Source organism: Rhizorhabdus sp. P4_G6, from assembly GCF_056401045.1.
Window position 1 is genome coordinate 60729 of the sequence record NZ_JBFUKC010000013.1, and the last position, 17006, is coordinate 77734.

The window sequence follows — 17006 nt, forward strand, 5'->3', positions numbered from 1 at the left end:
TGGTGTTAGCAGCCTACACCCTTGTTGGTGATGCAGGTCGCGGCACTGCCGATGGAAGTGCTGACCGCGGTTCCCAAAAGGATCGATGCCGCCGCAATTGCCGTTCCGACGATCGCCAGGATGAGTGCATACTCCGCCGCAGCTGCACCCGATTGGTCAGCCCAGTAGTTCTTCAGAAAGTTTGTCATGTTGAACCCCGTTCTCTTTGGCGCGAGACAGCCCCACACCTACGGATCGGCGGCGAATTTTGGCTGGGAAAACTGAAAATCGCGGATAGACCGCCAGCTTCCATTGCACCGCTTCGGCAGACAATTGCAGAAATTGGCGGACGTGGAAGCCGACAATGGGGAGTAGACTTATATGGTCATTTCCCGGGAGAAACGAACGCCGCTGGCGCATCCGAATTATGTACCAATGGCAAGAGCCCGACGGCTGGCGCTGCGAGGTCAAAGCCCAGGTGCCGCCGATCAGATAATTTTAAGGAGAGATTCCATGCCCCTAGATGAGCCCGCAATATGATCGTGATCGCATTCGACGTCACCGCAAGCGGAGAGCACGACTAAAAGGGGGTATTCCGGCGACTATCAACGGAAGGGGTGGCATCGGCGCGTGCCCTCCAAATCAAGCGCAAGGAAATAAATGGTCGGATGATGGCACCCCACGCTGCCGCTGGCGGTTTGCTTTCCAGCGGAATAGGATTGGCCCGATGCATAGTGGCGACCAGGATCTCAAGCGGAAGGCGCGCGCGGTGAGTCGACTCCAGCGCAATCTCGTGCGGGTGATGTTCGGCTGGACGATCGCGGCGAGCTGCGCCTGTGGCCTGCGCGTGGCATTCGCCGCGACGCCGATCATCGATTCCGCCCAGATGCTCCTGGTGGCCACGCCCTATATCCTCGTGGTCGCCGCCCCGATCCTGTCCGGATACCTGGCGCTGCGCTGGTTCAAGCCCGGGACGGAAATGGACCAGCCGCGCATTCGTCTCGCGCGGGTGAGCCGCTGGCGAACCATATCCGGCGCGGAGGCGCGGACGATGCGCTATTATGGGGCCAGTGGCCTCATGTACTCGCTGATGCTTGGCATCTTGCTCAACGTGCCGGTGCGGACCACCGAATTCCTCTTCGCCATCCCCGCCGCCGGCGCCGCACCCAGTTGGTATGGGCCGCTATTCGCCCTGATGCTGGCCGATGTCGTGCTGTTCTCTAGCCTTTATGTGGTCGCGTTCGTCGCGGCGTTGCGCCATGTGCCGCTCTTCCCGCGCCTGCTCGTGACGATCTGGGCAGTCGACCTGGTGATGCAACTCGGCATCGCGCGGATCATGGGCGACACACCGGGCCTGCCCGGCAGCGTAGGCGGCGCGCTCGTCGGCCTGCTCGATGGCAACATCAAGAAGATCTTGATTGGGGTCGTGCTATGGGGCCCCTATCTGCTGCTGTCCCGCCGCGTGAATCTGACCTATCGACACCGTATCCCGGCGTAAGATGCGGCTCTCGCGCTCGTTACCGGGGCAGTGATCAGTCAATCATCGCCATCAGCAGCTTGTGCGGGCGCGCGATTACAAGGCCTTCTTGAACACGCACTGCCAGCCCTTGAGCGTTGCAGATCGAATCGGTTGCTCCAGATGAGAAGTAACCACGGCCATGTTCGCACCTGATCCACTTACCTCGGTTGAGCCGCCGACTCTTACGGCTCTTGATACACTGCCGAAACCGTCCCTGAAGACGATCTGGACAGTATAATTGCAGGCATATACGGCCTGCTCCGACTGGCTGGCAATGATAGTGAAGCCTCTATCCTGTTGGGATATCGACGCTTTTGTTTCCGCCAATGCGGGATTTGCGATGAGACATATACCGATTATGGCGATATTGGTGGTTATTCGCATCACCCCCTCCACATCAAAGGTGATGATCTAATTACCACTCAGCATCGGTAAATTCAGAAAGGCATGGGGACTACACCCTATACTCTGTCCATCAGCCATATTTCGCGATGCGGGCGCCGCGCATAGGAGCGCAATGGCGGAGCGGATGATCGCAGCATCCCTGGTACTTGGCTGCCCCGCTTGATCAAGGTCGCATCGAAGGAGCCAATGGTGCGCGGGGGCGCAGCTTGGCCTTCGACACACACTTCGCCTAGCTCAGCGGCTGCTCAGGATGAGCGGATGATGCAACCTGAATACCGCATGCTGCGATTATACGGCTGCGTCTCAGCCGACAACCCGCAGCGGATCGCTGCCGTCCCAGGTGCGGGCGGCGTCGCGCATCATGTCGAACAGACCTTCCGAGCCGGCCATCGGCTGGAGCAGCTCGATGACGTGACCGGGGCCTCCGCCGGCATCGACATAGATCACCTCGCCGCTGTCGCCGACCTTGCCCTCGATCAGGACCTCCGCACCGGCTTCGGCGCAGGCGCGACGCGCGTCGGCGATCGAGTCGACGAAGATGCAGATGTGGTGCAGCCGGTCTTTCACGGCATATTCGCCGCTATAGATCGATGGCGCGTCATTTTCCGGACGGATCAGCTCGATCTGGATATTGCCCCAATAGGCGATCGCGATCGAGAAGATCGCCTCGGTCGGCACGCCGCGATATCGCATCTCGCCCAGCCGGACATTCTCGATCAGGAAGAATGGGCCGACGCCCATCGTCTCCGTCCAATATGTCACCGCCGCGTCGAAATCCTCGGGCAGGTAGGCAAGCTGGATGATGTCGCCCAGTGCCTTGATCGAGCCGGGATTGGTCATGTCTGATCCTTTCAGGCGAAAAGTCCTTCGGGGGCTTCGATCAGGTCCTTCAGCGTCGTGAGGAAGGCGGCGCCCGCGGCCCCGTCGATGGCGCGGTGATCGACCGACAAGGTCAGCGCGATCCGGGTTTCGAACTGGACGCCCCCGCTCGCCGCTTCCACCGGCTGGCGGGCGGCCGCGCCGACGGCGAGGATAGCGCCCTGGGGCGGGTTGATGATCGCGTCGAACTGCTCGACGCCCATCATGCCGAGATTGGAGACGGAGAATGTGCCGCCGTCCATGTCGTCGAACGACAGCCTGCCCGCCGCCGCCCTGTCGATCAGCGCGCGCGTGGCGGCGGCGATCTGGTCTATCCGCAGAAGATCGGCACGACGGACGACCGGCGTGACAAGCCCCTTGGGGCTGGCCACCGCAATCGCGACATCGGCGTGGGGAAAGCGGTGCAGCTCATCGCCATGCACCTGCACATTGACGTCCGGATGGCGGGCGAGCGCGTTGGCGACCGCCTTGACGATGTAATCGTTGACCGACGCCTTGCAGCCGAGCACCGCATTTGCGGTCTTGCGCATCGCCAGCAGCGCGTCGGCGCGGACGGATATCCGCAGGTAGAAGTGCGGGATCTGCTGCTTGGCCTCGGTCAGCCGCCGCGCCACGATCTTGCGAATCCGGTCGAACGGAACGATCTCGGCCTGGTTGGCAACCGCCGCCAGGTCCGGCGCAGCGGTAACCGCCTTCGCTGGCGCCGGCGCTGGCACCAGCGCCAGGACATCGGCCTTCGAGATGCGGCCGCGCCGGCCGGTGCCGGTGACGCCCGCAAGGGCGATGCCGTGCCGGGCGGCGATCCGCAGCGCCAGCGGCGAGGCGAAGGCCTTGCCGTCCTCGACGACCAGCGCCGCCGCGCCGTGCAGGACCGGATCGGCTTTCGGGAGCGATGCCTGCTGGACATCCTGATAGGTGATCCGGCCGCCGCGCCCCGATCCTTCGAGATCGGCGATATCGACGCCTTCGGCCTGGGCCAGCTTGAGCGCCTCGGGGCTGATCGGCCGGTTGGTCATGATCTTCGTCGGCGCAGCGGTCGCGGCGGCGGCGGCAGGCGCGGCGGCGGGCTTGCGCGCCGCGACCTGGGTGTCGGCCGGTCGGAAGCCGTCGATGAAAGCGTCGATCTCCGCGTCGGTCGCCGCAGCATCGGCGAAGACCGCCAGCAGCGTGCCGACCGGCTGCGCCCCACTGCCGGCCGGAACCAGCACGCGCCGCGCGACGGCATCATATTCGGCCTCGACCTCGTTGGTGATCTTGGCCGTCTCGATGAGGCATAAAGTCTGGCCGCGCGTGATGCTTTCGCCTTCCTGCACCATCCATTCGGCGATGGTGCCCTCGGTCATCTCGATGCCCCATTTCGGCATGCAGAACGGGCGGATGTCGGCCATGTCAGTTCCCTCGGCGCCAGGCGAGGAGCTTGCGCACCGCGGCTTCGATCCGGTCGACCGACGGCAGATAGGCGCTTTCCAGTTCGCGCGCGAAGGGGATCGGCGTGTGCGGCGGCGTGATGGCCTGCGGCGGCGCCTTCAGGCTTGCGAACGCCTTGTTCGCAACCAGCGCGCAGATATCGGCCGCCAGCCCGCAGCGCGGCGGGGCCTCGTCGACGATCAGGAAGCGTCCGGTCACCTCGACCGAGTCGAGGATGGTTTCCTCGTCCAGCGGACTGGTGCTGCGCAGGTCGATCACGTCGCAGCCGATGCCCTCGGCGAGCAGCTTGTCGGCGACCGCCTCGCAGAAGCCGAGCAGCAGCCCCGACGACACGATGGTGACATCCTGGCCGGCGCGGGAGAGCCGGGCGTGGCCGAAGGGAATGGCGAAATCGGGGTCGTCCGGTACTTCGCCGCTGATCCCGTAGAGCGCCTTGTGCTCGAGGAAGATCACCGGATCGTCGTCGCGTATGGCGGTGCGCAGCAGGCCCTTCACGTCGGCGGGAGTGCTCGGCATGATCACCTTGAGACCCGGCATGCCGGTGAGGATCTGGTGAACCGACTGGCTGTGCTGGGCCGCGGCGTTGTAGCCGGCGCCATAGGCCATGCGGATCACCGCCGGACATTTGGTCTTGCCGCCGAACATGTAGTGGAATTTGGCGAGCTGGTTCCAGATCTGATCGAGCGATACGCCGATGAAGTCGGCGAACATCAATTCGGCCACCGGGCGCTTGCCCGACAAGGCGAGGCCGCCCGCCGCGCCGATGATCGCGCTTTCGGAGATAGGCGTGTCGATGACGCGATCCGCCCCGAACTTGCCGAACAGGCCGGCGGAAGTCGACCAGATGCCGCCGATCGCCTCGGGGCCGCCGGCGGTGCCCATGCCGCCGACCACGTCTTCGCCCAGCACCACCACATTGGGGTCTCGGGCCATCTCCTCGGCGATCGTCGTGACAACGGCGTCGCGGTACATCATCTGTGGCATGGGGTGCGCTCCGCCGTTCAGTAAGAAGTATAGACGTCGACGAGGACGTCCGCCGCGGTGGGACGGTCGCCGGCACGCGCCGCGGCAACCGCGGCTTCGATCGTGGCCAGCACGTCCTGGTCGACGCCATCCAGATCCGCGTCGGTAAGCAGGCTCGCGCCGGTCACGCTCGCGCGGAACGACTTGAGGCAATCCCTCGTCTCGCGGATGCGATCCAGCTCGCCCTTGCCCCGATAGCGTTGGGGGTCACCCTCGAAATGGCCGAAGAACCGTTCGGTATCGAACTCCACCGACGCCGGGCCGTTGCCGGCGCGGACATATTCCAGCAATTCGCGCATGGTTTCGTACACGGCGAAAAAGTCGGTCCCGTCCGCTCGCCAGACCTTCATGCCGAAGGCCTCGGCGCGGCTGGCGATGTCGGCCTGGGTTCCGACCGCATAGTCGACCCCGGTATGCTCGGAATAATGGTTGTTCTCATAGACGAAGATGCAGGGCGCCTTGGTGACGACCGCCATGTTCATCGCCTCGAAGGTGGTGCCCTGGTTACAGGCGCCGTCGCCCGAGAAGGCGATGGCAACCTTGCCCTTGCCATCCAGCTTGGCGGCAAGCGCCGCGCCGACGGCGATGGGCGCGCCCGCCCCGACGATGCCGTTGGCGCCCAGCATGCCCTTGTCGATGTCGGCGATGTGCATCGATCCGCCCTTGCCCTTGCAGAGGCCGTCGCGGCTGCCCCAGATCTCCTTCATCATGCCGTCCACGTCGCAGCCCTTGGCAAGGCAGTGGCCATGGCCGCGATGGGTCGAGACGATCTTGTCATCGTCGCCCAGCAGCTCGCAAACTCCCACGGCGACCGCTTCCTGGCCGCTATAGAGGTGGGTGAAACCGGCGATCTCACCGGTCTGGATCTCCACATGCAGGCGTTCCTCGAACTCGCGGATCACCTTCATCTGGCGGTAGGCGCGCAACAGCGCTTCGCGGCTCAATTGCATCCCTGTTCCTCGTCCCGTTCTAGAGGCCCAATACGGACCGCGCTATGATGTTGGCTTGAACTTCGTTCGTGCCGCCGAAGATGCTCCACGCCCGGCTGTTGAGATAGCGCGGCGCAGCCAGCTGCGCTTCGCGGGAGTGGAGCGGGCGGGGCGCATCGGCACCATATAGCGGGCGCGTCTGCTCCAGCTGGAGGCCGGCGGTACCGAACAGGTCGACCGCCAGGAAATCGATGTCCTGCCGCAGGTTCGATGCCAGGAGCTTGGTCAGCGACGTCTGGGGGCCCGGCAAGCGGCCCTTGGCCACTTCGGATATGATCTTCAGCTCGATCATCTCGAGCGCCTGCACTCCCAGCCGGATCCGCGCGAGCTTGCGCAGCCATTGGGGATCCTCGGCCATCGATCCGCCGCGCCCGTCGCTTTCGCCGCGCGCGGCGGCCTCGATGCGGTCCAGATCATAGCTGAGCTTCGGCGCGTGGCAGGATCCGCCACGCTCGTTTTCGAGGAGGAACTTGGCGATCTGCCAGCCCTGGCCTTCGGCCCCGACCAGATCGTCCGCGGCCACGACGACATCTTCGAGGAAGACCTGATTGACTTCATGATCGCCGGCCGCGGTCAGGATCGGGCGGACCGAGACACCCGGCTGTTTCATGTCGACCAGCAGGAAGCTGATGCCCGCCTGCTTGCGCGTCTCGACGCTGGTGCGAGCCAGGCAGAACATGCGGTTGGCGTGATGGGCGTGGGTCGTCCAGATCTTCGACCCGTTGAGCACATATTGATCGCCCTGGCGCACCGCCCGGCACTGGAGCGACGCGAGATCGGAGCCGCTGCCGGGCTCCGAAAAGCCCTGGCACCAATAATCCTCGCCGGACAGGATGCGCGGCAGGTACAGCGCCTTCTGCGCCTCCGATCCGAAGGTCCAGATCACCGGCGCGACCAGCTTCAGGCCCAGCACCGTCAGGTTGGGCGCGCCGGCGAGGGCGCATTCCTTCTCGAACAGATAGCGGCGCAGCGGGCTCCAGCCGGTACCGCCATGCGCGGCAGGCCAGTTATAGCCCAGCCAGCCCTTGGCGTGCAGGATGGCGTTCCAGGCCTGGCCTATTTCAGGCTCGACGAACACCGATGGCGACGCCGCCGCGTCGGAGGCGATGCCGGCGGGAAGGCACTCGCGCAGGAAGCTTCGGATGTCTTCGCGGAAAGCGAGATCTTCGGGGGACAGATCGATATCCATCAGCGTTCCAGTATCGCCACGGCCGAAACGCCGGGCGCGCCGTACACATGGCTATATGCCGTCTTCGGGTTGCCGGGGACCTGACGGCCACCGCCGTCGCCGCGCAGCTGCACGACATTTTCATAGACCTGCCGCAGACCCGAAGCGCCGATCGGCTCGCCACAGGCGAGGCAGCCGCCATCGGTGTTGACGGGGAGCTTGCCGCCGATCTCGCTCCACCCTTCAGCCAGCCATTGCTCCTGATCGCCATCCTTGCAGAAACCGTTTTCGGCCATGTGCATCACCTCGGCACCGGCCTCGGTATCCTGAAGCTGGGCAACCGCGATGTCTTCGGGTCCGATTCCGGCAAGACGGAAGGCATCGGCCGACGCGATCATCGTCGAGGATCCGCCGCGGACGATGTCGATCGAAGGCGCGAACACCTCGAACGATCCGGCGGGACGGGTCCGCATCGCGGCGGCCTTGAGCCGGATCAGCGGCCTTCCCAGCTCGCGCGCCTTCTTCTCGCTCGCCAGGATCAGCGCGACGCCGCCTTCGGCAGGCGAGCAGAACATGAATTTGGTATAGGGATCGCTCACCAGCGGTGCATCGAGGATGGCATCGAGCGCAACCGGCTCGCGCCGCCAGGCGTGGGGGGCATGGACGCCGTTGCGAAACGCCTTTTCCGAAACGCGGCCCAGCGTCGCCCGGCTGATGCCATGCTCATGCATATAGCGGGTGATCTTCGCGCCGAAGAACTGGGTCGTGATCATGTAGCCGGCTTCGCCATACCAGTCGGGCAGGTTATATTCGGCCGGCATCGCATTGAACGCGCCGCGCGGATGCTTGTCGAAGCCGACGGCAAGCCCCAGCTCGAACTCGCCCGACTTAATCGCCATCTGGGCGGAGAACAGCGCCGATCCTCCCGCCGCGCAGCCGTTCTTCACATTGATGAACTGGACACCGGTAAGGCCGAGCCGTTCGACCATGGTGTCCGGATTGCCGGCCGATTCCGAACCGCCATAGGCGAACTGGATGTCGCTCCACATTACCCCGGCATCGGCCAGAGCCGCGCGCACGGCGGCGACGCCCTGATCGAGCCCGGACAGGCCGTCCGTGCGCCCGAAGGGGTGGATGCCGATGCCGACGATGCAGACGTCACTCATGCCGACTTCCCCTGGTCCGAAGCCAACGGCCGGAAAGCGTGCGTCAGCACCGGATCGGCGGCAGCGGGATCGAGCGGGACGAGCGTCAGCTCCAGCTTCATGCCGATGCGGATGGCATCCAGCTCGACATCGGCCAGCCGCGCCTCGACGATGGTCTCGCCGGGCAGTTCGACATAGGCCACGGCCCAAGGCCGGAAATCATCGGGGCCGGCATAGGGCGGCGATTTGGGGCGGTAGCGCTGGACGGTGTAGGACCATAAAGTCCCCTGCCGCGCGAGCGGCCAGGGTTCATAGTCGGCATTCGGCGGACAGGGAAATAGGATCCGCCCGGTCGCCCGATTGCGTCCGCCCACCAGCCTTGGCGGCACTTCATCGGTAAACAGCCCTTCGGCAATGGCGCGCATGTCGATCCTCTCCCGGCAACGAATCCGGTCCCTTGCCTTTACCTCCGATGTCGCGCCGCAATGACTCGTCAAAACGCTAGGGTAGCGGCCGCACCCCGATGTGGCACCTTGGCGGAGAAGGAGAGACCATGGCCGAGGCATGGGATTATGTCATCGTCGGCGCCGGTTCGGCCGGCTGCGTCATGGCCGAACGGCTGAGCGCCGACGGCAGCGCGACCGTGCTGGTGCTGGAGGCGGGCGGCGAAAATGACAGCTTCTGGGTCACCCTGCCAAAGGGCGTGGCCAAGCTCGTGACCAAGCCCGCGCATATGTGGACCTATGCCGTCACCCAGCCGCGCGAGGAGGGCGGTCCGGCCAACGAGTTCTGGATTCGCGGCAAGGGGCTCGGCGGCTCGTCGTCGATCAACGGCATGATCTGGAGCCGCGGCGAGCCGGCCGACTATGACGGCTGGGAAGCGCTCGGGGCGACCGGCTGGAACGGTGCGGCCATGACCGAAGCCTTTCTGGCGCTGGAGGACCATGCCGCGGGGCCCGGCCCGATGCGCGGCAGCGGCGGGCGGGTGCGGATCGACCCCGCGATCTTCCGCTATCCGCTCGCCGAGCGGATGATCGAGGCGGGCGAAGCGCTGGGCCTGCGCCGGGTCGACGACCTGAACGGCGCAACCGGCCCGCGCGTCGGCCTCTACAGTCATAATATCCGCAACGGCCGGCGCGACAGCTCGGCGCGCACCTTCCTTGCGCCGGCACGCCGCCGGCGCAATGTCGAGGTGGTAACCGGCGCGCTGGCCGAACGAGTCCTCTTCGAAGCCGGGCGCGCCGTCGCCGTCGAAGCCATCGTCGACGGCCAGCGGCGGCGTTTCGCCTGCCGCGGGGAAATCGTCGTTTCCGCCGGCGCCATGGAAAGTCCGCTGCTGCTGCAACGCTCCGGAATCGGCGATTCCGGGCGACTGAAGGATGTCGGCATCGATGTCGTCGCCCATTCGCCCGACGTCGGCGAGCGCATGTTCGAGCATCTCGCCATCTCGATGCCCTATCGCCTCGAAAAGGGAGTCGGCACCCATCGCAACTTCTTCGGGATCGGCGCGGCGATGGCGATGGCACGATATCTGTTGCGGCACGACGGCATCATGGCCACCGGCCCGTTCGAAGTCGGGGCCTTCCTGAATGTCGCGCATCCCGACGGGCGGACCGACGCGCAATTCTATCTGGGCGGCTATACGTTCAAGGTGGAGGACGACAATAATCCCGTCCCGCTCGACAAGATCGATCCGCGACCCGGCGTGACGATCTACGGCCAGCTGCTGCGCCTGACGAGCGAGGCTTCGCTGCGGGTGAGCGGTCCCGCGGCCGGCGACGCGCCGCATATCCTGCCCAACTGGCTCAGCACCGAGCATGACCGGATATCGGCGGTGCGGCTGATGCGGGCGATGCGCGCCTATATGGCCGCGCCGCCCTTGGGCGACATGCTGGGTGCGGAAATGCTTCCCGGTCCGGCGGTGCAAAGCGACGAGGATCTGCTTGCGGCGTTCCGGCGGCTGTCGACCTGCGGCCTGCATGCCACGGGCTCATGCCGCATGGGCAGCGATCCCGCCGCGGTGGTCGATCCGCGCCTGCGCGTGAACGGCGTTCAAGGTCTGCGCGTGGTCGACTGCTCGGTGATCCCGGGCCACGTCACCGGCAACACCAACGCGCCGGCGATGGCCATCGGCTGGCGAGCGGCAGACATGATCATCGCGGATCGCAGGAGCCCGCCTTCGGGCTGAAATCCTGTCAGGAACTGCCCAGCGAGATGAAGCCGAGCTGTGCGGCCTTGAACACCGTCTGGCTGCGGTTGACGGCGTTCAGCTTCGTCGAGGCGTTGTGGATGTGGAATCGCACCGTGGCGCGGCTGCGCGACATGATCATGCTGATTTCGAGATCGGTCTTGCCGATGGCGGCCCAGCGAAGACACTCCACCTCCCGTTTCGAAAGACGCGACTGGGGCGGCAGCGCCTGCACCGATCCCATGACATGGACATAGCTGGCGATGAAGGTCCGGCCATAAAGGCCGAGAGCATCCCCATAGAGCCGGAAATCCTCGGCCAGGTCGGTGTGGTTGCGGTCCAGCGGATTGAAGCTGACCGCACCGATCTGCCCGAAAGGCAGATGCACCGGCACCGCGATGGCCGCCCGGGTCATCGCGCGGGTCTCGAAATTGCCCAGGGCGATGGAGTTGAGATAGGGGCTCGGCTGGCTGGTGTGAAATCCCTCCGCGTTGACCCAGAAGGGCTGGCTCTCGAACCTGCAGGCCATGGTCAGCGGCGAATCGAGCGCGATCCGCGAATTGCGCCACCACACACGCTCGCTGTCCGGCCAGCCGAAGATGTCGCTGGCGAGCAGAACCCCATCGGCATCGACGGGGGTGCGCTTGCCGGCAATGTCATGCGCCGGAGCTGCCCGCATGCCCCAGCCCATTGCGATCTCGTGCAGGGCCGTGGCCGCACGCCGGATGTCCTCCGGCGCAGTTATCCTCACCGAATCTATCTTCTCTTGGCTCAGCAGCGACATTTATCTCTCCGTCCCCCACTTTAGACTGTGCCGCAGTGCCAGACAATCACGGCGTAGTCGTGCGGGCGCCGCACATGCAATCCTAACCTTTTGCGCAGCGTAGCCGCGCCGCCGAAGATGATAGAGCGATCTCCGCACAAGGGGATTGTTCGTGAATTTCGATCTGAGCGAAGACGAGGAGATGCTGAAGGCCCTGGCGGAGCGCTTCGTCAGCGATCGCTACGACATGGAGCGACGCGGAGCCTACCAGGCCGAGCGCAATGGCTTCAGCGCCGCCAACTGGGCGCTGCTGGGCGAGATCGGCCTGATCTCCGCGCCTGTCGCGGCGGAAGATGGCGGGATGGGCCTTGATGCAACTGCCATCGCCACGGTTTTCGAAACCCTCGGCCGCGGCCTTGTCGTAGAGCCGCTGGTGGAGAATGTCGTGCTGGCGACCCGCCTGTTGGCCGCTGCCGCGCCGGAACCGCTGCGCAGCCAATGGATGCCTCGGCTGCTTTCCGGCGAAGCGCGCCTCGCGCTGGCGCATGGCGAAGCCGCGGGACGGCCCGGACGGCTCTGGATCGAGACACGAGCCAGCGCCGGCCCGGCAGGCGTGCGGCTCAACGGGGCGAAGGCCTATGTGCCTGCGGGCGCCGGGGTGGACGGCTATATCGTCAGCGCCCGCCTCTCGGGGGCGCCGGGCGAGGCCCAGGGGGTCAGCCTGTTCCTTGTCCGCGCCGATGCCGAAGGTCTCGCACGCGAAACCTGGCGGATGGCTGATGGCAGCGTCGCCGTTTCACTGACCCTCGACGATGTCGGCGCGGAACCCGGTTTCTCGCCAACCGACGGGATTGCCAGGATCGAAGCGGCAGACGCGCTCGCCAGCCTTGCCCGATCAGCCGAGGCGCTCGGCATCATGGAGCGGATGTTTGCCGAGACGCAGGAATATCTGCGCACGCGCGAGCAGTTCGGCGCGATGCTTGGAAGTTTCCAGGCGATCCAGCACCGGATGGTCACCCAATATGCCGCGATCGAGCAGAGCCGGGCGCTGATGAACCTCGCCATCGTATCCTGGGAAACCGACGGTTTCGGCAAGGCCGTGGCGGGCCTTCGCGCCTTCCTGGCGCCCGCCTCGGTCACGCTCGGGCATGAGATGATCCAGTTCCACGGCGGGATGGGCGTGACCGACGAACTATCGATCGGCCATGCCCATAAACGCCTGCTGGTGCTGTCACGCTGGCCCGACGAACCGGAGGCGGCGCTCGACCGCTTCGCCGGGATCGCCGTTTAGAGCATCGAGCTTTACTCTGACGCACCCGACTCCGCTCATCCTTGAGGAGGGACTGAGCCTGGCGAAGGCCTGTCTCGAAGGATCCTTCGAGCCGCCATTTCGACTTCGCTCAATGGCTCCTTAGGATGAGCGGGTCAGATTATACGCTCGATGCTCCAGGAACGAAGCCGGCGGGGACGGTTGTCGCCCCCTTTCCCGCCATCCCGGCCGTTCGACTGCCTGCAAGGCAAGGCGATCAGGATAAACTTCAGCCGCGGGCCGAAGGCCTGGATGACGAACCTACAGCGCTTCGCGATCCTTGATCCAGTCGATGCCCCGCCGCAACAGGCCGTAGAACACCGGCAAGTCCCAGGCGCAGCGGTCGACCGTAGGCCACCAGTCGAGCATGGGCTGGAGGTCATAATGCCCGCGGCAGTGCCCCAGGGTCAGGTAAAGGACCGCGCCGGCACCGTGGCGCTTGATGTAGAAGACCGGGTACCGGCCGGGCGCATCCTCGGCTTCGACGAAGCCGGTGCCGGGTTCGGTGCATTCGGTGTCGAGCAGGACGTGCAGGTCGCCATGGCATTCGAGATGATAGAGCTCGTCGGTCGTTTCGAACGGCTCGACTCCATCGACAAGCGGGTGCGACGGATCCGCCACCATCACCTTGTACGGCGTGATCGGCGGATGCGAGAGGAACTGGCTGCCCAGCAGATCCATGAACATCGGCGCCCAGCGCGGCGCATCCCACAATCCGTTGTCGAGCATGCGCAGCACGGAATTCGTGCCGTGCAGCGCATACCAGCGACCGCCCCGCGCCAGCCAGTCGCGCAGCACTTCCTGCGCCTTGAGGGATGGCGTCACGTCGCAGGTATAGGTGATGATGATGTCGGCAGCGGCCAGCGCCTCGACATTTTCATAATCCTCGAACACCCGGGTCCGCACCCGCGGGTCTTCGGAGAGCAGCTTCAGCAGCTCCAGCCGTGCGAAATCCATGTCATGCCAGACGCCCCCACAGATCAGTACGCAGTCGATGCGCGGCGGCCGGGCCTCGGCTGGCCCATCGCTCATGCCCGGGCTCCGGCTTCACCCATGACATATTTGTCCATCGTGCGGTGGAACTGGCGAATGCGGATTTCCTGATAGTCGGCCAATTGGATCTTCCCCGTCTTGGAGCAGTGCAGCCCATCCTGGACGAATGGCAGATTGGCCATGTCCTGTTCCAGCACGTCGCCCAGCCCGCCCAGTTCGGGCGCATCCGTCCAGGGCTGGTCGAGACGAAGGAAATGCATCGGCACGCCGCGCGGGATCGGTTCGCCCTTCTTGCTGCGGGCGAGCACCCGGACTTCCATCAGGCATGTGTCCGCGGTCTTGCCCGGCCGCCAGCGATAGACGATGTTCGGCATATATCCGCCCCACGGCGCGAAATTCGGAAAGACATTATAGACGAGCGCGTCGAGCAGCTCGGCATCGGTCGCCTGCTCATGATCGTAGCCGCTCTGCTCGGCATAGGATCTGCGCAGCGCCGCGCCCAGCGCCGCGCGTGCGCTTTCGCCCTCGGGCACCTCGACCGCATAGGGATCGGCCGAAGGATCATAATTGTCGGACGAACGGCCGTTGAACTTGATGAACTCGTCGACGATCCACTGCTCGGTCTTGCCCTCGGGATCCACATGCGGGCTCAGGATGCCGAACGGGACGAGGTTCACGTTCACATTGTCGCCCCAATACCAGTAGGCGCTGTTGCAATCGCCGGTGAAGGGCAGCAGCTGGGGGTGGGTGACGACGGTGTGCCAGGCTTCCATGAAGGCTTCGGCAGTGACTTTCCAGTTGGCGGCGACTTCCTTCCCCACCCACACCACGGTGGTGCATTCCTCGTGGCGCCAGCGCTTGAAATGGTCGGGCAACGGATCGAGATATTCTTCCAGGGTCGGGCCGCCCGCTTCCTCCCGCACGAAGATATAACCGCCCCAGCGGCCGACTTCGGCTTCGGGAAGCGCCATGGCGCCATCCTGGAGATGGGGGAAATCCCACCGGCAGGGCATGCCCGCGAACGATCCGTCCTTATTCCAGGAGAAGCCATGGAAGGGACAGGTAATCTTGTCCGCGGTGCCGTCCTCGGTGCGCAGCTTGCGACCGCGATGCAGGCAGACATTGTGCAGCGCCTTGACCGAGCCATCGTCCTGGCGCGTGATCAGGAACGAGCGGCCGGCATTTTCGAACACGGCATAGTCACCGGCTTCCGGCAGATCCTCGTCGCGCGCGGCGAATTGCCAGACATGAGGCCACATCTTCTCCCGCTCGAGCCGGGCGAACGCCTCGCTGGTGTAGCGCGAGGCCTCGATCGGCTCGGAGCCGAGATATTCATAATGCTCTTCGGTCAGGCAAGCCGGTGCGGGCCGGGAATCGCTGGCCATGAGCTCCAACCAGCTGATCCCGGGACTGCGCGCCCTCGCGCCCGGAATCCGTGGATCATCCTGTGCCATGTGCGAATCCTCATGCCCGTTCGACTGTTATCCGGTGTTTGTGCCCAGTCGGCAGGCCGCCGTCACCTTATCGAAAGCATAGGTTGCAGCCGCCCGATAATGCGGCACACCACGCAGCAGAAACCCCCGTCCATCGGGAATCAGTCTGGGAGGATGCCGTGAGCAGACGGCTTGAAGGCAAGGTGGCGCTGGTGACCGGCGGCACGTCGGGGATCGGTGCCGCCACGGTCCGTCGGCTGGCGGCGGAGGGCGCCGACGTCGTCTTCACCGGCTCCAACCGCGCGGCGGCGGAAGCGCTGTGCGCGGCGACAGGCGCGACATTCCACGCGCACGACGTTTGCGATGTCGCAAGCTGGGCCGGACTGGTGGACAATATCCAGGATCGCTTCGCCAGGCTGGACATCGCCTTTGCCAATGCCGGCACCGAAGCGGGCGACGCCAGCGTCGAGGATATCACCATCGAGGGCTGGAATAGGGTCATCGGCATCAACCAGACCGGTGCGATGCTGACCGTGCAGCATGCGATCCGCGCGATGAAGCGCAATCCCGACGGTCCGGCCGGTTCGATCATCGTCAACTCCTCGATGAACGCGCACCGCGCGATGGGCAATTTCGTCGCCTATTCGGTATCAAAGGCCGCGGTCGTCGCCCTGGTGAAATCGGCCGCCGTGCACTGTGGCAATCGCGGCTATCGCATTCGGGTCAACGCCATCCTTCCCGGCGTGGTCGAAACCGCGCTGATCCTCGGGCTGATCGAGCAGGCGCCCGATCCGGGGGCTGCGCGCACCGCCTATGAAAGCATGTCGCCGCTCAAGCGGATGGCGAAAGTGGATGAGGTGGCAGGGCTGGTCGCCTGGCTGGGTTCGGATGAATCCACCTTCGTGTCCGGCAGCGAATATGTGATCGATGGCGCAACGACAGCCGGGATGATGGGCGTATGAACGAGCTCGGCGCGCAGCGGCTGACCGGCAGGGTCGCGTTCATCTCCGGCGGGTTGCGGGGTATCGGCCTTGCCTGCGTAGAGCGTTTCCTGGCCGAAGGCGCACAGGTCGTGCTGTCCGACCTCGACGCGCCGGACAGCGAGATGGCGGCAGCCACGATGGCGCGACTGGGCCAGGCGGCGAGCTATGTGCAGGCCAATGTCACGATCGAGGACGACTGGCTGCGAGCCTGCGAATGGGTTCGCGCGCGCCACGGCAAGCTCCATGCGCTGGTCAACAATGCCGGCATCGACCTGACCGGCCCGGTCGAGAGCCTGACGATGGAAAGCTGGCGGCGCATCATGGCCATCAACACCGATGGCGTCTTCCTGGGCGTCAAGACGTTCGTCCCCATGATGGCGGAGAGCGGCGCAGATGTGCGCGGCGGCGCTTCGATCATCAATGTCAGCTCGATCATGGGGCTCGTCGGCTACACCGACACCTCCGCCTACAACGCAAGCAAGGGCGCGGTACGGCTGTTCACCAAGTCGATCGCCGTCGAATTCGCCGCCAAGCGGATGCCGATCCGCGCGAACTCGCTGCACCCCGGCTTCGTCGTCACCCCGTTGCTGCACGAAGGCTTTCAGCGCTGGGTGGACAAGGGCGTGGCGGAAAAGCCGCAGGATCTGATCGATTCGGTCGCCGCCCAAACGCCGATGGGTCGGCTCGCGGCGCCCGAGGAATTGGCAAGCGGGGCGTTTTTCCTCGCCAGCGCCGACAGCGCGTACATGACCGGGGCCGAACTCGTCATGGATGGCGGGTGGACCGCACAATGAGGAGCACG

17 protein-coding genes are annotated in these 17006 nt (G+C 65.1%); 5 read left to right on the forward strand and 12 right to left on the reverse strand.

Annotated features, from left to right (window positions below):
* Positions 1–5: 5 nt before the first annotated feature.
* The gene (locus AC1DPF_RS13950; RefSeq protein WP_477872371.1) at positions 6–188 is read right to left on the reverse strand and encodes a Flp family type IVb pilin; all 183 of its coding nucleotides are present in this window, start codon (positions 186–188) and stop codon (positions 6–8) included.
* A gap of 518 nt (positions 189–706) precedes the next feature.
* Here AC1DPF_RS13950 and AC1DPF_RS13955 point away from each other — a divergent pair.
* On the forward strand, positions 707–1477 hold the full coding sequence (locus AC1DPF_RS13955) for a DUF2569 domain-containing protein (RefSeq protein ID WP_477872369.1): 771 nt from the start codon (positions 707–709) through the stop codon (positions 1475–1477).
* Positions 1478–1552: 75 nt separating this feature from the next.
* Here the strand turns inward: AC1DPF_RS13955 and AC1DPF_RS13960 are convergent, their stop codons facing one another.
* The 8 genes from AC1DPF_RS13960 to AC1DPF_RS13995 all read right to left on the reverse strand — a co-directional run bounded on the left by AC1DPF_RS13960 (position 1553) and on the right by AC1DPF_RS13995 (position 8960).
* Positions 1553–1882, reverse strand: a complete 330-nt coding sequence (locus AC1DPF_RS13960; RefSeq protein ID WP_477961959.1) for a hypothetical protein — start codon at positions 1880–1882, stop codon at positions 1553–1555.
* A gap of 324 nt (positions 1883–2206) precedes the next feature.
* Positions 2207–2743 (reverse strand): VOC family protein, encoded by a 537-nt coding sequence (locus AC1DPF_RS13965; RefSeq protein ID WP_477872365.1) that lies wholly within the window; start codon positions 2741–2743, stop codon positions 2207–2209.
* A gap of 11 nt (positions 2744–2754) precedes the next feature.
* The gene (locus AC1DPF_RS13970) at positions 2755–4170 is read right to left on the reverse strand and encodes a dihydrolipoamide acetyltransferase family protein (RefSeq protein WP_477961961.1); all 1416 of its coding nucleotides are present in this window, start codon (positions 4168–4170) and stop codon (positions 2755–2757) included.
* A 1-nt stretch (position 4171) separates the two neighbouring features.
* Entirely contained in the window at positions 4172–5194 is a 1023-nt protein-coding gene (locus AC1DPF_RS13975) for an alpha-ketoacid dehydrogenase subunit beta (RefSeq protein WP_477872361.1), read from the reverse strand.
* A 17-nt stretch (positions 5195–5211) separates the two neighbouring features.
* Positions 5212–6183, reverse strand: coding sequence for a thiamine pyrophosphate-dependent dehydrogenase E1 component subunit alpha (locus AC1DPF_RS13980; protein WP_477961963.1), 972 nt, complete (start codon positions 6181–6183; stop codon positions 5212–5214).
* A 19-nt stretch (positions 6184–6202) separates the two neighbouring features.
* A complete protein-coding gene (locus AC1DPF_RS13985; RefSeq protein ID WP_477872357.1) occupies positions 6203–7411 on the reverse strand; it encodes an acyl-CoA dehydrogenase family protein in 1209 nt (402 codons plus the stop codon).
* Positions 7411–8556: a thiolase family protein gene (locus AC1DPF_RS13990; RefSeq protein WP_477961965.1), complete on the reverse strand. Its 1146-nt coding sequence runs from the start codon at positions 8554–8556 to the stop codon at positions 7411–7413. Before AC1DPF_RS13990 ends, AC1DPF_RS13985 begins: the two co-directional genes overlap by 1 nt.
* On the reverse strand, positions 8553–8960 hold the full coding sequence (locus AC1DPF_RS13995; protein WP_477872353.1) for a Zn-ribbon domain-containing OB-fold protein: 408 nt from the start codon (positions 8958–8960) through the stop codon (positions 8553–8555). The genes AC1DPF_RS13990 and AC1DPF_RS13995 overlap by 4 nt, the downstream gene beginning before the upstream one ends.
* A gap of 128 nt (positions 8961–9088) precedes the next feature.
* Between AC1DPF_RS13995 and AC1DPF_RS14000 the strand changes: the two genes are divergently transcribed.
* Entirely contained in the window at positions 9089–10723 is a 1635-nt protein-coding gene (locus tag AC1DPF_RS14000) for a GMC family oxidoreductase (RefSeq protein WP_477961967.1), read from the forward strand.
* 7 nt (positions 10724–10730) lie between these two features.
* Here AC1DPF_RS14000 and AC1DPF_RS14005 read toward each other — a convergent pair whose 3' ends face one another.
* Positions 10731–11507, reverse strand: a complete 777-nt coding sequence (locus tag AC1DPF_RS14005; RefSeq protein WP_477872349.1) for a helix-turn-helix transcriptional regulator — start codon at positions 11505–11507, stop codon at positions 10731–10733.
* A 151-nt stretch (positions 11508–11658) separates the two neighbouring features.
* Here AC1DPF_RS14005 and AC1DPF_RS14010 point away from each other — a divergent pair, with 151 nt between their 5' ends.
* Positions 11659–12777: an acyl-CoA dehydrogenase family protein gene (locus AC1DPF_RS14010; protein WP_477961969.1), complete on the forward strand. Its 1119-nt coding sequence runs from the start codon at positions 11659–11661 to the stop codon at positions 12775–12777.
* A 279-nt stretch (positions 12778–13056) separates the two neighbouring features.
* Here the strand turns inward: AC1DPF_RS14010 and AC1DPF_RS14015 are convergent, their stop codons facing one another.
* Entirely contained in the window at positions 13057–13827 is a 771-nt protein-coding gene (locus AC1DPF_RS14015) for a ThuA domain-containing protein (RefSeq protein ID WP_477872345.1), read from the reverse strand.
* Positions 13824–15242 (reverse strand): aromatic ring-hydroxylating oxygenase subunit alpha, encoded by a 1419-nt coding sequence (locus AC1DPF_RS14020; protein WP_477872343.1) that lies wholly within the window; start codon positions 15240–15242, stop codon positions 13824–13826. The genes AC1DPF_RS14015 and AC1DPF_RS14020 overlap by 4 nt, the downstream gene beginning before the upstream one ends.
* 158 nt (positions 15243–15400) lie before the next feature.
* Between AC1DPF_RS14020 and AC1DPF_RS14025 the strand changes: the two genes are divergently transcribed.
* Both AC1DPF_RS14025 and AC1DPF_RS14030 read left to right on the forward strand, forming a co-directional pair.
* Positions 15401–16183: an SDR family NAD(P)-dependent oxidoreductase gene (locus AC1DPF_RS14025; protein ID WP_477961971.1), complete on the forward strand. Its 783-nt coding sequence runs from the start codon at positions 15401–15403 to the stop codon at positions 16181–16183.
* The gene (locus AC1DPF_RS14030) at positions 16180–16998 is read left to right on the forward strand and encodes an SDR family oxidoreductase (protein ID WP_477961973.1); all 819 of its coding nucleotides are present in this window, start codon (positions 16180–16182) and stop codon (positions 16996–16998) included. The genes AC1DPF_RS14025 and AC1DPF_RS14030 overlap by 4 nt, the downstream gene beginning before the upstream one ends.
* The last annotated feature ends 8 nt before the right edge of the window (positions 16999–17006 follow it).

Bases quoted from the DNA above. Each gene is read 5' to 3' on its own strand.
- AC1DPF_RS13950 (WP_477872371.1), bottom strand. From the start codon at position 188: ATGACAAACTTTCTGAAGAACTACTGGGCTGACCAATCGGGTGCAGCT.
- AC1DPF_RS13955 (WP_477872369.1), top strand. From the start codon at position 707: ATGCATAGTGGCGACCAGGATCTCAAGCGGAAGGCGCGCGCGGTGAGT.
- AC1DPF_RS13960 (WP_477961959.1), bottom strand. From the start codon at position 1,882: ATGCGAATAACCACCAATATCGCCATAATCGGTATATGTCTCATCGCA.
- AC1DPF_RS13965 (WP_477872365.1), bottom strand. From the start codon at position 2,743: ATGACCAATCCCGGCTCGATCAAGGCACTGGGCGACATCATCCAGCTT.
- AC1DPF_RS13970 (WP_477961961.1), bottom strand. From the start codon at position 4,170: ATGGCCGACATCCGCCCGTTCTGCATGCCGAAATGGGGCATCGAGATG.
- AC1DPF_RS13975 (WP_477872361.1), bottom strand. From the start codon at position 5,194: ATGCCACAGATGATGTACCGCGACGCCGTTGTCACGACGATCGCCGAG.
- AC1DPF_RS13980 (WP_477961963.1), bottom strand. From the start codon at position 6,183: ATGCAATTGAGCCGCGAAGCGCTGTTGCGCGCCTACCGCCAGATGAAG.
- AC1DPF_RS13985 (WP_477872357.1), bottom strand. From the start codon at position 7,411: ATGGATATCGATCTGTCCCCCGAAGATCTCGCTTTCCGCGAAGACATC.
- AC1DPF_RS13990 (WP_477961965.1), bottom strand. From the start codon at position 8,556: ATGAGTGACGTCTGCATCGTCGGCATCGGCATCCACCCCTTCGGGCGC.
- AC1DPF_RS13995 (WP_477872353.1), bottom strand. From the start codon at position 8,960: ATGCGCGCCATTGCCGAAGGGCTGTTTACCGATGAAGTGCCGCCAAGG.
- AC1DPF_RS14000 (WP_477961967.1), top strand. From the start codon at position 9,089: ATGGCCGAGGCATGGGATTATGTCATCGTCGGCGCCGGTTCGGCCGGC.
- AC1DPF_RS14005 (WP_477872349.1), bottom strand. From the start codon at position 11,507: ATGTCGCTGCTGAGCCAAGAGAAGATAGATTCGGTGAGGATAACTGCG.
- AC1DPF_RS14015 (WP_477872345.1), bottom strand. From the start codon at position 13,827: ATGAGCGATGGGCCAGCCGAGGCCCGGCCGCCGCGCATCGACTGCGTA.
- AC1DPF_RS14020 (WP_477872343.1), bottom strand. From the start codon at position 15,242: ATGGCACAGGATGATCCACGGATTCCGGGCGCGAGGGCGCGCAGTCCC.
- AC1DPF_RS14030 (WP_477961973.1), top strand. From the start codon at position 16,180: ATGAACGAGCTCGGCGCGCAGCGGCTGACCGGCAGGGTCGCGTTCATC.